At 71.4% G+C, this 14,064-nt stretch carries 9 protein-coding genes and 1 pseudogene; 3 read left to right on the forward strand and 7 right to left on the reverse strand.

Features of this window, described 5'->3' with window-relative positions; translation table 11 throughout:
- Positions 1 to 96: 96 nt before the first annotated feature.
- The 3 genes from E1298_RS19430 to E1298_RS19440 all read right to left on the reverse strand — a co-directional run bounded on the left by E1298_RS19430 (position 97) and on the right by E1298_RS19440 (position 3,879).
- Positions 97 to 1,311: a CaiB/BaiF CoA transferase family protein gene (locus tag E1298_RS19430; protein ID WP_131895217.1), complete on the reverse strand. Its 1,215-nt coding sequence runs from the start codon at positions 1,309 to 1,311 to the stop codon at positions 97 to 99.
- Positions 1,312 to 1,499: 188 nt separating this feature from the next.
- A complete protein-coding gene (locus tag E1298_RS19435) occupies positions 1,500 to 2,399 on the reverse strand; it encodes a carbon-nitrogen hydrolase family protein (RefSeq protein WP_131895219.1) in 900 nt (299 codons plus the stop codon).
- Between the two features lie 49 nt (positions 2,400 to 2,448).
- Positions 2,449 to 3,879 carry a uracil-xanthine permease family protein gene (locus tag E1298_RS19440; protein ID WP_131895221.1) on the reverse strand — a complete coding sequence of 477 codons (1,431 nt, stop codon included), beginning with the start codon at positions 3,877 to 3,879 and terminating at the stop codon, positions 2,449 to 2,451.
- Positions 3,880 to 4,233: 354 nt separating this feature from the next.
- Between E1298_RS19440 and E1298_RS19445 the strand changes: the two genes are divergently transcribed.
- Entirely contained in the window at positions 4,234 to 5,490 is a 1,257-nt protein-coding gene (locus tag E1298_RS19445) for an amidohydrolase family protein (RefSeq protein ID WP_131895223.1), read from the forward strand.
- Positions 5,491 to 5,629: 139 nt separating this feature from the next.
- Here the strand turns inward: E1298_RS19445 and E1298_RS19450 are convergent, their stop codons facing one another.
- Genes E1298_RS19450 through E1298_RS19460 form a run of 3 tightly spaced genes read right to left on the reverse strand, consistent with a single transcriptional unit; the run spans position 5,630 to position 9,479 of the window.
- Positions 5,630 to 7,033, reverse strand: a complete 1,404-nt coding sequence (locus tag E1298_RS19450; protein WP_131895225.1) for a YlbE family protein — start codon at positions 7,031 to 7,033, stop codon at positions 5,630 to 5,632.
- Positions 7,030 to 8,517: an FdrA family protein gene (locus E1298_RS19455; protein ID WP_131895227.1), complete on the reverse strand. Its 1,488-nt coding sequence runs from the start codon at positions 8,515 to 8,517 to the stop codon at positions 7,030 to 7,032. The genes E1298_RS19450 and E1298_RS19455 overlap by 4 nt, the downstream gene beginning before the upstream one ends.
- Positions 8,514 to 9,479, reverse strand: coding sequence for an oxamate carbamoyltransferase subunit AllH family protein (locus E1298_RS19460; RefSeq protein ID WP_131895229.1), 966 nt, complete (start codon positions 9,477 to 9,479; stop codon positions 8,514 to 8,516). The genes E1298_RS19455 and E1298_RS19460 overlap by 4 nt, the downstream gene beginning before the upstream one ends.
- A 307-nt stretch (positions 9,480 to 9,786) precedes the next feature.
- Here E1298_RS19460 and E1298_RS19465 point away from each other — a divergent pair, with 307 nt between their 5' ends.
- On the forward strand, positions 9,787 to 11,400 hold the full coding sequence (locus E1298_RS19465) for a PucR family transcriptional regulator (RefSeq protein ID WP_243725668.1): 1,614 nt from the start codon (positions 9,787 to 9,789) through the stop codon (positions 11,398 to 11,400).
- Positions 11,401 to 11,449: 49 nt separating this feature from the next.
- Here the strand turns inward: E1298_RS19465 and E1298_RS19470 are convergent, their stop codons facing one another.
- The gene (locus E1298_RS19470) at positions 11,450 to 13,231 is read right to left on the reverse strand and encodes a glycoside hydrolase family 9 protein (RefSeq protein ID WP_131895233.1); all 1,782 of its coding nucleotides are present in this window, start codon (positions 13,229 to 13,231) and stop codon (positions 11,450 to 11,452) included.
- A 626-nt stretch (positions 13,232 to 13,857) separates the two neighbouring features.
- Between E1298_RS19470 and E1298_RS51835 the strand changes: the two are divergent.
- Positions 13,858 to 14,064, forward strand: a pseudogene (locus E1298_RS51835) (hypothetical protein); the annotation flags it as partial.

Below are 14,064 nucleotides of genomic sequence, written 5' to 3' on the forward strand. Positions count from 1 at the left end.
GGGCGGGCGGGGTATCCCAGGTGCGCCAGGTGCCCGGATCGAGGACGAGCCGGATGAGCTCCTTGGCCCCGGTGCGCGCACGCCGCGCGAGGGCGGTCATACGCTCACCGCCGCGGTGCCGGGTCCGCGCCGAGCGTGGGCGTGCTGTTCGCGTGCGTCCTCGGCGTCGAGCCAGTCCAAGACGGCGTGGGTGTGCTCGCCCAGTGCCGGGGGTGCCTCGTGGCGGCGCCTGCCGCCGCCGTCGAGGCGGACCGCCGGGCCTGGTATGCGCATCGGTCCTAGCTTGCTGTGGACGAGGTCGAGCAGCAGTCCCTGGGAGTGGGTCTGGTCCCACTCGTACACCCGGTCCAGGGTGCGCACCTCGCCCGCCGGAACGCCGGCTTCGGCCAATTCCGCCAGCAGCTCGTCCACGCTCCGGTCGGCGAACGCGGCGTTGATCACGTCGGTGAGCTCGTCGCGGTGGGCGACGCGGTCGGCGTTGACGGCGAACCGCGGATCGTCCGCGGCGAGCCCGACCAGCGGCGCGAAGCTCTCCCACAGCCTCTCGCCGCCGACGGCGACCTGGATGACGGCGTTCCGGCACCGGTAGGAGCCGTAGGGCTGGAGCGACGGGTGCAGGTTGCCCTGCGCCCGCCCGACCTGCCCGGCGACCGTGTAGTTCGTGCCCTGGAAGGCATGCACGCCGACGATCGCGGCCAGCAGGGAGGTGCGCACCACACGTCCGGCGCCCGTACGTTCACGCTCGTGCAGCGCGGCCAGCACCCCGTACGCGCCGTACATGCCGGCCAGGACGTCCCCGACGGGCACGCCGATGCGGGTCGGCTCGTCGGGACCGGGGCCGGTCAGGCTCATCAGCCCGGCCTCGCCCTGCGCGATCTGGTCGTAGCCCGGACGGCCGCCCTGCGGGCCGTCGTGGCCGAAACCGGTGATCGACAGCACCACCAGGCGCGGGTTGAGCCGGTGCAACTCCTCCATGGGGAAGCCGAGCCGGTCCAGGACGCCGGTGCGGAAGTTCTCCACCAGCACGTCGCTGCGCCGCACGAGCCGGGCCAGCGTGCGCCGCCCCTCGTCCGACTTCAGGTCAAGGAGCACGGATTCCTTGTTGCGGTTGCAGGACAGGAAGTACGTCGACTCCCGGGCGTCCTCGGGCCCGACGAACGGCGGGCCCCAGCCCCGGGTGTCGTCCCCGCCGCGCGGGTTCTCCACCTTGATGACGCGGGCGCCCATGTCGCCGAGCATCATCGCGGCGTGCGGGCCGGCGAGGGCGCGGGAGAGGTCGAGTACGACGAGATCGCACAGTGGTCCACTCACGTCGAGGCTTTCCTTCCTTGCGAGTGGGCCCAAGCGGCTTGGAGCATCGGGCCGAACGGTTGCGAGGCACTCAGGCTAGGCAGGCGGGCTCTTGGCGCTCGCCGTCAATTTTCGCCCGAAGTTCGTGGTTTCTTTGGCTGTTTCTGTGGACGGAAAGCGCCTGTGGATGTGGGTCGGCGGCGGGCGTCTCAGCCGTGCGGGAATGGCGTCCTCGCCGGGCGCACCAGGTCGTCCGCGTAGTGGCGGACGAGTTCCAGGTTGCGGTCGGCGAGATGGTCGAAGGCCTGGGGGACGCTCGACCCGGGGGTGAGCCCGGCGAGGGCGCGGGCGGGATCGAGGTGCGCCGCGACCCACCCCTCGTGGGAGGACCCCCGGGCGACCACCTCGGCCCCCGGGGTGACGATCATCGAGTTGCCGAAATAGAGCACCCCGGCCGGGTCCGCGCCGGTGGCGTTGGCACCCACCACGTACACGTGGTTGTCGTACGCCCGCGCCCGGCAGGTCAGTTCCCACAGGTCGGCCGACCGCAGCAGCGCCGAGGGGCGGCAGATGACCTCCGCCCCCCGGACGGCCTGGATCCGGCTCAGCTCCGGGTAGTCGCCGTCGAAACAAATGATCATGCCGAGGCGGCCGAGCGCGGTGTCGGCCACAGTGACCCGGTTCCCCGGCACCACCCACCCGCCACTCGATCGCCGCTCGCCCCCGAAAGGGTGGGTCTTGCGGTAGACGCCGAGGACCCGGCCGTCCGGCCCGGCCAGCACCGCCGAGTTGTGGACCGCCCCGCGTTCCGCGCCGCGTTCGTAGGTTCCCCAGACCAGGTGCACTCCCAGCTCGCGGGCGCACTCCTGGAACGGTTCGGCGAGCGTTCCGGGGATCTCGTCCACGAGGTCCCACAGGGCGTCGGCGCCGATCGCCGGGGTGAACCCGGTGGTGACGCTCTCGGGCAGCACGACCAGTTCCGCGCCGGTGGACTCCACGCACCTCCTCGTCCATGCGAGCGCGTGGTCGGTGTTCTCCTTGACGACGGCCGAGGTGAGCGGCCCGGGACGGGGGGCGACCTGGACGGCCGCCGCGGTGAAAGCGCGCATGGCGATCGCTTCTCCTGGTGCTGAGACCTTTGAAGGGCCTATGACGGGCCTAGGACGACGGGTGCGGCGCGTTCACGGGACCGGGCGGCGCGTTCACCGGACCGGACGGAGGCGCTTCGGCCCTCGCGCGGCCCTCCTCGCCGGCGTCCGGGCGGCGAGGGTGAACCAGCGCTCGCAGCAAGTGGTGGGACACCAAGGTGATGATCGTGCCCAGCGCGATGCCCTGGATCGTGAAGTCCTCGGAGAACTTCAGCGTGACGCCGCCGATGCCCATGATGACCCCGGCGGCGACCGGGATGAGGTTGACGGGATCGCCGAAGTCCACCGCGCCCTCGAACCAGATCTTGACCCCGAGCAGGCCGATCATGCCGTAGAGGACGACGGTGATCCCGCCGAGCACGCCGCCCGGAGTGGCGGCGATGACCGCCCCGACCTTCGGGCAGAACCCGATGAGGATCGCGACGACCGCCGCGACGTAGTAGGCGGCCGTGGAGTACACCCTGGTCGCGGCCATGACGCCGATGTTCTCGGCGTAGGTGGTGGTCGGGGAGCCGCCCACGCCGCCGGCCATGGCCGTGCCGAGGCCGTCGGCGAAGATCGCCCTGCCCATGCTGCCGTCGAGGTCGGTACGGGTCATCTCGGCGACCGCCTTGACGTGCCCGGCGTTCTCGGCGATGAGCGCGACGACCGCGGGGAGGGCGAGCAGGATGGCCGAGGTCTTGAAGTCGGGGGCGTGCGTCCGCGGCAGCCCGAGCCAGGCAGCGTCGCCGACCCCCGACAGGTCGATCCTGTCGTGCGCGAACGCCTTGCCGGCGCCCGCTCCAGGGAGCACGGAGGTGATCGGGCCGAGCAGCTCGTCGAAGGCCCAGGAGAGCGCGTAGCCGAAGACCAGGCCGAGGAAGATCGCGATCCGGGCCCAGAAGCCGCGCAGCAGCACGATCATCGAGATGACGCCGATCATGGTGATGAAGGCGGTCCACTGGTCCTGCGGCCAGTACGTGGAGGCCACGACGGGCGCGAGGTTGAAGCCGATCAGCAGGACCACGGCGCCGGAGACGACCGGCGGCAGCACCTTGTTGATCGCCTGGGCGCCGACCAGGCGGATCAGCAGCCCGGAGAGGGCGAGGACGACGCCCGCGACGAGGATGGCCCCGGTGACGGTGGCGCTGTCGCCGCCGCCCGCGCGGATCGCCGCCACCGCGCCGAAGAACGAGGCGCTGGTGCCGAGGTAGCTGGGGACCTTGCCCTGGACGATGAGCAGGAAGAGCACTGTAGAGACACCGGACATCAGGATCGCCAGGTTGGGGTCGAGCCCCATGATGATCGGGAAGACGAACGTCGCGCCGAACATGGCGACGACGTGCTGGGCCCCCAGCCCCATGGTGCGACCCCAGGAGAGCCGCTCGTCCGGGCGGACGATCTCGCCCGGACGCGGTGTGCCGCCGTCCCCGTGAAGTTTCCAGCCAAGGCCGAGTGCCATCTTCTGCCGCCTTCCAGGAGGTCACGGCAACGCTACGAGCCGTATTTCGACGCGGCATTGGCCGTATCAGCCATGAGAAAGCCGAATCCCTTGGCAGAATCACCCCAAGGCTGCCGACCGCCTTCTAGCCCCGGCCGCCCCTGTCCCGGGGCCGGTACACGAGTCGGGAGGAGCGCATCGTCCGGCGCCGTTATATCTGCTAGCCACATCCGGAATCTCTGGCATTATGCGCCATCGCTGGTCGTATCCTCCCTGGTTAGCGTCGGCTTCCAATCGTGAGCAGGTGGTGTCGTGCGGTCGTACCGTCCGGCAGAACTCTCCACGCCGTGGAGAAGCGAAAGGAAGAACTGAGTCATGGCTGCAGACCAGGACCCGCCGTTCGAACTCGTCGTCCGCGACGCCCGCCTCTTGGACGGCCGGGTGGTCTCGCTGGGGATCCGCGACGGGCGTTACCAGGCCATAGTCGAAGATCCCGCCGACGCGGCGGCGCTGCGCGCGGGCGAGGTGATCTCGGCAGAAGGGCGCCTGGTCACCGAATCATTCGTCAACGGCCATATGCACCTCGACAAGGTGTACACCCTGCCCATGGCAGGCGAGGCCGCGCTGCGCGAGTACACCGCGGGGTCGATGGGATCGGCGATCCGCTCGATCGTCGAATCGGCCTCCGCGGTCAAGGCGAAGTACGACCGCGCGTGGATCATGCCGAATGTCCGCAAGGCCCTCGACCAGGCCGTACTGAACGGCGTGCTGCACATCCAGGCGTTCGTGGACGTGGACACCACCGCGGGGCTGGAGGGCATGGAGGCGGTACTGGCCGTCCGGGACGAGTACAAGGGCCTGCTCGACCTCCAGGTGGTGGCCTTCCCCCAGGACGGGCTGCTGCGCGACGAGGGCGCCGCGGCCTTGTGCGAGCAGGCGCTGCGGCAGGGCGCGGACGTCGTCGGCGGGATCCCCTGGATCGAGCGTTCGGACAAGGACTCCCGGGCGCACGTCGAGTGGGCGTGCAAGCTGGCCGCCGCCACCGGGAAGCGGGTGGCGATGCTCGTGGACGACGCGGGCGACCCTTCGCTGCGCACCACCGCGATGCTGGCCGAGGAGATGCTGGAGCGCGGGCTGATCGGCCGCGGGGTCGCCTGCCACGCCCGCGCCGTCGGCCAGTACCCGCTTCCCTCCGTCCACCGCCTGATGGACCTCGCCACCGCCGCCGGGCTGGGGTTCGTGTCCGACCCGCACACGGGCCCGCTGCATCTGCCGGTACGCGAATTCATCGCCGGCGGCCTTCCGGTGGCGCTCGGCCAGGACGACATCGAGGACGCCTACTACCCGTTCGGCCGGCACAACATGCTGGAAGTGGCCTTCCTCGCGGCCCACGCCCTCGGCTTCCTGTCCGCCAAGGACCAGCTCGCCCTGCTGGACCTGGTCACCAGCCGCGCCGCCCGCGTCCTGGGCGTGGACGGCCACGCCATCGCGGTCGGCAATCCGGCGAACCTCTGCGTCCACCACGACGAGCGTGTGGTGGACGTCCTGCGCGAACACGCGAGACCGCGCTGGGTCGTCCGCGAAGGACGGGTCATCGCCGAATCCGAGTGCAGCGGCCGCATCGTGAGGTGAGCACCGGCCTCGCGTCCGTCCCCGGAGCAGGGGGACCGACGCGGGGCCGGAACGGCTTTCGGGCCCGGATGGCCTTCCGGGCCGGGGCGGCCTCCCCGGGGCGCCGGAAGGGCCTTCCGGGCCAGGGCTCGTCGTCCGGTTACAGCGGCGGCGCGGCCTCGGCCAGGGCCTCGATCGCCGCCGTGAAGCACACGGCGGGCGGCGTGACCAGGCCCGCGCCGACCTGCCCGGTGCCCGGCACGCGCCCGGCGATGCCGGTGTTGATCTGCGGCAGGATCCCGGTGCGGACGACCCTGGTGACGTCGATGCCGGTGGGCGTGCCCCGGAAGCCGAGCACCGGGACCTGGTACGCCGGGTTCTCGGCCAGCGTGATCTCGTACATCCGCCGGGTCGCCGCGAGCGCGTCGTCCACCTGCCCGCCGACGAACCGGACGATCGCCGGGGCCGCCGCCATGGCGAACCCCCCGATGCCCGCCGTCTCGGTGATCGCCGAGTCACCGATGTCGGGGTTGGCGTCCCCGGGTCCGTACGCGCCCAGATACAGGCCCTCGGGGACGGCGGCCGGGCCGGTGAACCAGCGGTCGCCGGTCCCCGACACCTGGATGCCGAAGTCGGTGCCGTTGCGGGCCATCGCCACCACCAGGCTGGAGCCCGGCACGTCCCGGGCCGCGTCCATGGCCAGCTTGCAGGCGGGCATGTCCAGGTTGAGGAAGAAGTGCTCGTTGCCGCCGATGAAGCGCACCGCCTCGGCCACGTCGGACGACGGCGCGCCGCAGCCGATCATCGCGGGCGCCAGGTCCCGCAGCAGCATCAGGGTGCCCGCGCGGTTGCGGTTGTGGCCCTCGTCGCCCATCTGCAGCATCTGCGCGATGATCGTCCGGATGTCGACCGGACCGTGCGCGCGTACCGCGGCGCCGAGCAGCGGCCCCAGCACGTCCGACATCCAGCCGAGCCGTTCCAGGACCTCCGGGCCGTACGCGCCGTAGCGCAGGACCTTGCCCAGGCCCTCGTTGAGGGAGCACCAAGCGCGGGTGCCGTGCGTGGTGTCCAGCAGTTCGAACATCCACATCGACGGGCTGACCACGCCCGCCATCGGGCCGACCGCGCGGTGGTGGTGGCAGGGGTCGAGCTCGGCCCGTCCGGACTCCAGATACGTCTGCGCCGCCTCGGGGGTATCGGCCAGCCCCTCGTACAGGACCGCGCCGATCAGCGCGCCGCGCAGCGGCCCCGACGCGCGTTCCCAGTCGACCGGCGGGCCGGCGTGCCGGAACTGGCCCGGCGCGAGGCCGAGTGCCTCGCTCGCCGGACGGACGTCGACCAGGTGCGGCGTCGAGGCGAGGACCCGGACGACGGCCCGGACGTTGGCGTCCTCGCGGCGCGGGTCGGCCAGCACCCGGGCCAACGCCTCGTCGGTGCCCGGCAGCGGGGGGCGCCAGTCGACCGGTGTGACCGGGACGGCCTGGGCCTCCAGCGCGTCCGCGAACAGGGCGGCTCCCACGGTGACCACGGACGGGTCCCGTGAGAGGAGGTCGTGCTCGGTCATGCGTCAGGCCCTTCTGCGCCGGATTCCTTGATGAGCGCCACGGCCCGGCGGGCGGCCTCGGCGTTGGACAGGTACACCTCGGCCCCGGCGTCCGCCAGGGCGCGGGCCTGCGCGTGCAGGTCCTGCGCGTCCAGGTCGGTACCGCACAGCGACACCACGACGGGAGGCGCGGCCGGTCCCGCGGCCCGCAGCGCTCCGGCCACGCCCGTAGCCGGATCGGCGTGCGAACCCGTCCCGATGAGCACGTCCAGCAGGACCGCGCCGGTCGCCGGATCGGCCAGTTCCACGGCCAGCCGCTCAAGACGCAGACCAGGGTCGATCATCGGATGCGCGCGTCCGGCGGTCAGCGCGTCGTCCCCAAAGTCGATCATGAAGTGGCCGGACGGCCGCGGACCGGCGGGGAGCGCCCAGTCCGGCTCCAGCGGGATGTTCGACGCGATCGGCCCCAGCGCGCTCGCGGCGATCACCATGGCCTCGTCGCACAGCGTCCCTCCGCAGAACAGCCCGCGCAGCGCTCCGGGCCTGGGGACCGGCCGACGGGCCGGGTGCCACGAGGGCCAGGCCGGATGGGCGCGTCCGAGCGCGACCAGGGCCTTGGTCGCCGCGGCGGTCAGATCGTCCTGGCCTCGGCCGAGGAAGGCCAGGTGCACCGGTGTGGCCAGCGTCGCCGCGAACCGGGCGACCTCGGCGGCCACGGCGGGGGCGGGGGGCTTGGACACCACGACGATCAGTTCGGTCCCCGGATCCGCGTCCAGCAGGGCCAGCGCCTGCCGGGTCGACCGCGCCCCGACCCTCTCCGACAGGTCCCGGCCGCCCACGCCCAGGCAGTGGCTGATGCCCGAACCCGCCGCGTGCAGCAGGCACATGAGCTGCTGGGCGCCGGTACCGGACGCCGCGACGACGCCCACCGGCCCCGGCCGCACGGTGTTGGCGAAGCCGAGACCGACCCCGCCGACGACCACCGTGCCGCAGTCCGGGCCCATCACCAGCCGCCCGCGCGCGCGGGCCACGTCCTTGAGCCGCACCTCATGCTCAACGGGCACGTTGTCGCTGAACACCAGCACGTCGAGCCCGGCCTCCAGCGCGTCCATGGCCTCGGCGAACGCATGCCGTCCGGGCACCGACACCAGGGCGAGACCGGCCCCGTCCGAGGCGGCGGCGGCCGTGCGCACCGTGCGCGGCGGCACGTCCGAGCCGCTCCGTGACGGCGCCGGGGCGGGCGCGTCCAGCACCTCCTCCAGCACATGGCGGGCCCGTCCGAGCGCCTCCTCGTCGGCGGCCCGGATCGCGATCAGCAGATCGTTGGGGCCCGCGCCGTCCGGTGATCCGAAGCCCATCCCGTCCAGCAGGGCCAGGTTCAGCTCGGTCGCCATGGCCACCAGGGCCTGGTCGACCCCGTCCACCGCGGTGACCGAGCGGCTCACCTCCATCAGGCTCACCGAATCGCGGTATGTTCCGCGGCGCACTTCCAGAGCGCTGCTCACGGGTTCTCCTCTCGTTGGGGACATTCGGGTGGCGCGGCGGGAAGCCGGACGGCCCGGGCGGCCGCGTGTCGGAGGCGGCGCGGCGGCGCCCAGCGCCGCCCGTCCAGCACCGCCCGCCCCGCGGCCGCCACCCCGAGCGCGAGGTCGGCGCCCGAGGTGTGACCGACCGGCAGCAGTTCTCCCAGGCGGGACGGCACGGACGCGTGGCCGCCGACCGCGTCGACCAGCCCGGTCAGCTGCGGGCAGCCGTCGCCCCTTGCGGCGTGGCCGAGCAGCGCCGCCGACAGCGCGGTCGTGCGGCCGGCCGCGAGCGCCTCGACACGTGCGCCGAGCGCGGTGGCGAAGTCGGCGCGCGGGTGTGTGGGGGGCGGCAGTTGACGGTGGGCCACCAGGAAGCCCGCCAGGACGTCGTCGCCGCTGGGGGTCAGGCCGGGACCGAGGCCCATCAGTCGAGCGGCGGCACGCACCGTCCGGTCGAGGTCGCCGCGTGCCGCGCCCTGGGTCACGGCCTCAAGATCCGCGAGCGCGGAGGGCGGCAGCCCGGTGGGCACCGCGGCGGCCTCAAGCGCGCCGAGACCGTCCCGCAGAGCGGCTGCGCCGGTCGCTGGACGCGGACGGCGCGGCGTCCACCAGCGGGACACCGCCACCATGAGCGGCCCCACCCGCAGCCTGCCCGCGCCCAGCCACGCCGGACCGGCCATGGTCACCGCCGCGAACGGCGTGGCCGCACGTGGCACCGCCAGCACCACGGAGTTCGGCAGCCGGACGGCGTCCGTGGCGCACACCGCGACCACCGTGCCCGCAGTGCCCGCCTCGTGTGCCAGGTAGACGACGGACGGGAACACCCCGAGCACCCGGGCGGGGCGAAGCGGACCCGTCAGGACCGCTTGCAACCGCCGCGAGGCGGCTCCGGGCATCACCCGCCGCGCGGACGGAAGCGAGAGATGCGGAACCGGGTTCACGCGGTACCTCCTGAGGGTGCCGTACCGTCGACCGTTCCGCCGGTACGCATGTTTCGGTCATCAATCAGCCAAATAGGCGACGATTCAACGGCTCAATCGCTCGCAGGACCACACTTCGGCGGTCAAGCGGGACGGATGCCTGGTGCGAACGTAGTAGAGGGGTTACGGTGCACCCATGGGCAGATTTGCCAACCATCAGCCAGATACTTCGCTTATTGTGCCAACGGGCCGCGATGGCGGTCTCCCTGATCCGGCGGCCGGCGAAGCGCCCGTCCGGCCCTCCCAGACCGGCCCGCTGGGACGCGGTGTGCCCGTCAGCGATGTGCTCAGCGCGTCCAGCCTGGCGGGTGCGCAGCTGGTCGCCGGGGCGAGCGGCCTGAACCGCATCGTCCTGCGGCTGAACGTCATGGAAGTGCCCGACATCGTCCCGTGGACGAAGCCCAACGAGCTGCTGCTCACCACCGGATACCCGCTCCGCGAGATTCCCGAGCAGCTCGCCGACCTCGTCGCCCAACTGCACGCGCGCCGGCTGGCCGCCGTGGGAATCAAGCTCGGCCGCTACCTTGACCGGCTCCCGCCCGAGATGCTGGAGGCGGCCGACCGCGTCGGGCTGCCCGTCATCCGGCTGCCCGACGACGTCGCGTTCGACGACATCATCAACCAGGTGCTCACCGACGTCCTCAACCGGCAGGCCGCCGTCCTGGCCCGCTCGGAGGAGGCGCACCGCGCGCTCGTGGACGTCGTGCTGGCGGGGGGCGGCCTCGACGCGATCACCGACCAGCTCAGCCAGATCCTCGACGGCACAGCGCTGATCACCTCACCGGGCGGCCAGGTCCTGGCCCAGTCGCCGCCCCCGGAGGCGGACTGGCCCCCGGGCGGGCCCGACCTGTGGGACCCCGACGGCCGCCTGCGCGTCGAACGCCTCAAACACGGTGCCGGGGTCCTGGACGAACGCGGCGCGCCCGTCGCCGTGGTGCCCGTCCTCGCCGGGTCGCTCGACCACGGCCGGATCGTGCTCATCGCGGGTGGCAGCCCTCTGGAGGACAGCGACGTCCATGTGCTGGAGCGGGCCGCCGCCACCGCCGCCCTGGTCATCACCAAGGAGCTCGCGGTCAGCGCCGTGGAGAGCAAGTACCGGGGCGACTTCCTGCACGACCTGCTCGCCGGCCGCGTGGACGACTCCGAACACGCGGTGCGGCACTGCGCCTCGCTCGGCTGGGACATCGACCGGCCGCTGATCGTCCTCGTCGCCCAACTCGAACCCGGCGCGGCACCCGAACCCAGCCCCCGTGACCTGCGCTCGGCCCACGAGCGGTTCGCGACGGCCTGGCGCAGGGCCGTGGGCGAACGCGACCCGCGGGCCGCCGTCGTCGGCTACAGCCAGGAGCTGGTCGTCGTGATGGGCGCGCCCACCGGGGAGCCGCCCGGGGAGGCGGTACGGAAGATGGTCGCCCGCCTACCCGGCGACGGCCGCACCCGGCGCCCGTTCTCCACCGGAATCAGCCGGATCGTCACCGAACCCGCCTTGCTGCCCCAGGCGTACCAGCAGGCCCGGCGCGCCGCCACCGTGGGCCACCGGATGCACGGGCCCGGCTCGGTCGAAGACTTCGACAGCCTCGGCGTGTACCGACTGCTCAGCCTCGTCCCAGACCCCACCGAGCTAACGGACTTCATGCGGGAGACGCTGCGCGATCTGGCATTCGGCGACGACGCGGAGACCGTCGACCTGCGTACCACGCTGCAGATCCTCCTCGACACGAACAATGTCGCCGAGACCGCGCGGATCATGCATTTCCACTACAACACATTGCGCTATCGCCTCGCCAAGCTCGAACGGCTCCTAGGACCGTTCACGACCGATCCGCATCTGCGCCTGAACCTGATGCTCGCCCTCCAGATCCAACGCATGCGGGGCCTGTGACCACTTTCGACGCGGCGGGCGGACGTTCACCGCGCCGAGTGGGGGCCGGTTAACCTATGGCGATGGCGTTCATATACCAGCTTGTGTGGGGCAACCACTGCTCGCCCCAACGCCAGTCGTCGTCCTTGCCGGTATGGGCGTACCCGTGGTCCCAGAGGATGCCGCTGCCATCCTCGTTCTTGCCGGTGATGCCGTTGACGATTCCGCCGGCGGTCTGCAGGAACTGCCAGGTCCCGAGCCAGAGATACTGCGGATTGTTGCGTCCGGAGCCGTCCAGCATGCAGATGTCATAAGGGTTGGCGCCGAGAATCCAGTTGAGCTGATCCGCGGCGTACGAGCGCAGCTTCGCCGCGAACGCGCGGTCATCGGAGAAGTGCCGTGCGGCAAGACGCGCGGCGCTGGCGAGCGATGCGATCCGTGCATTCTCGCCCTGCCACCACTGGTCCTTGGTCCGCGGCGTCACATTGTGCGGGAAGAAGAACCCGCTGACCCGTTTCCCATCCTTGTCCTGGACGAGCTGGCGGGCGTACCCGAACGGATTGCGGACCTCCTGAGTGACCGCCAACTCGAACCGCATCGACCGGCGCACGGCGTCGAGCGCCTGCTCCCTGGCCCGGCCGTCGGAGATGTCGGCGTAGGCGAGCAGCGCGACGACCGGAAGCCCGGCATCCGACGGATGGAAGTACGGACGGTCCTTGTCGTCGGCCCGCCAGTAGTCGCGGTAACGGCTCCAGGACACCAGCCGAGAAACCAGATTGGCAGCGCGCTTATCGGCGATCTCCCTATAAGGGCCGCCCTTCGTGGCGCGATACAGCTCGACCGCCGCCAGAAGCGCGTTGTAGTCGTCCTGGATATTCTCCTTACCATCATTGGTGAGACGAACGTTGTTGGCCTCAAGATAGCCGAAGACATCCTTGGCAGCCGCCAAATACTCGCCGCTCTCGTAATCACCAGAAACGTCATGTGTGCTCGCGATGGCCAGCGCGGCGATGGCCATACCGCCACCTTCCCGGTAGTTGACCTGCGCCGTGCCGAGAGTGCGCTTGAGCGGATCCTTCGGCGGACCAGGCTGCCCCACAGAGCTGTAGAAGGACTGCCCCTGAACGTGGACGCGCCGCAGGTAGTCCGCCCCGTAAAGAGCCTCATCCTGCAGCCAGGTACGCAGCTGGGTGAAGTTCTCGTCCTTGCGCGCGGTCAACTCCCGATAGGAGATGAGCAGCGACCAGACGGTGAGCGGAAGCTGGAGCGTATTGAAATAGGAGAGGGCCGACAATTGCGTGAAGTGTTTGCCGAAATCGCCGGTCGCGTCGTACCATCCGCCGTGCGCGTCATACGTCTTCCCGGTGTTGCCGAGCGGCAGATGGTGGTCGAACTTGTCGAACTGGCCCGAGCATCGCCAGCCCTTGAAGTGGCGGACGACGTGCGAGAGCGTATAGCGCTCCAGGACGGTGGCCTCGATCTTGAACTGTGCGGACCGGGCCGACCCGACGGCGATGTAGTAGTCCCCCGCCCGCCTCACCTGCGAGAAGTCGGCGGTCCAGTAGCGGCGGCCGTCCCAGTCCGCGACCGTGCCCGCGTCGTCGAGCCGTCCGCTGTGGACGGTCTGGCCGCTCCCCGCGTCGACGAGCCGGAACCGTCCCGGCGACCGGCGCGCCGTGACCACGGCACGCTTAGGTGCACCGGGGTCGTACCCCACGTTGTTGACCAAGACCCGCGCCGCACCGTCCTGCTCCGGCGCCGCCGCGGCCTCGGCCGGACCTCCCACCGCGGAGGCCACCCCGACGGTGGCCGCGCCTATGAGAAACCCTCGGCGGTCGTGACCTGCGTTCATGCTCCCACCACCCTGGTGCCGTTGGAGCCCCCGCTACGTCCCCCCGTCGCCGAATTCGCTTAAGAACACTGCAATATTCTGAGATCTTGAACCAACGGTCAAGAAGGGGCCGACAGCACGCGACGGACACCCGACAAGGCCCCGCCGAACCAACGAGACCACCACGCCGACCCGGCAGCCGAGGCCGCGCCCGGACGCCGCCCACAGCCGCGACGAGATGCTCACCCACATACACACGCAGGTCCGCGAGACACCGGCCCGCGCCAACGTGGACAAGACGGTACGCGCGGTCGTCGCCGGTACCCCGGCATCGTCGTCAAAGCGCCCGGCATGCCCGACTGGACCTCACTCGACCTCGCCGAACGCTGGCGCAGCCACGCCCGCGACGCCGAGATCTTGGTCGCGGGCAGTGGGAACCCGCGTAGGCGCCGGAATCCTCATAGGCGACCGCCTCCTACGCGGCGCAGCCAGCGAGCTCGGCTTCCCACCCGAACCCCACGGCCCCCCGCTCGGCACAGCAAGCCTCGGCCTCTTCGAACACAGAGTGGCCACAACCGCGATAGCCGACCTGGCCGGCGACACAGCGCCCCAGAACCCAGGCTTGGCGACCCCGACGGGCCGCCCGCACCGGAGACCCGACCGCCCCAAAAATCCTAGACACGATCGCCGCCCGCTTCGTTCAGGGCCTAGCTCCGCTGATCCTCATAATCGACCCCGACCTGATCGTCATAGGCGGCGGAGCAGTCCGCGCCGGCCCACCCCTCCTGGACGCCCTCCAACGCCACCTAACGGCCGCACGTTGGACCACCCAACCCTGGCCCTGTCCACCCTAG

Origin of the sequence: Actinomadura rubrisoli (assembly GCF_004349215.1) — a bacterium.
Classification (GTDB): Bacteria; Actinomycetota; Actinomycetes; order Streptosporangiales; family Streptosporangiaceae; genus Spirillospora; species Spirillospora rubrisoli.

What these genes read in the sequence shown, in the direction of transcription:
- E1298_RS19435 (WP_131895219.1), bottom strand. Translation starts at nt 2,399, where the DNA reads ATGCGCGCTTTCACCGCGGCGGCCGTCCAGGTCGCCCCCCGTCCCGGG.
- E1298_RS19440 (WP_131895221.1), bottom strand. Translation starts at nt 3,879, where the DNA reads ATGGCACTCGGCCTTGGCTGGAAACTTCACGGGGACGGCGGCACACCG.
- E1298_RS19445 (WP_131895223.1), top strand. Translation starts at nt 4,234, where the DNA reads ATGGCTGCAGACCAGGACCCGCCGTTCGAACTCGTCGTCCGCGACGCC.
- E1298_RS19450 (WP_131895225.1), bottom strand. Translation starts at nt 7,033, where the DNA reads ATGACCGAGCACGACCTCCTCTCACGGGACCCGTCCGTGGTCACCGTG.
- E1298_RS19470 (WP_131895233.1), bottom strand. Translation starts at nt 13,231, where the DNA reads ATGAACGCAGGTCACGACCGCCGAGGGTTTCTCATAGGCGCGGCCACC.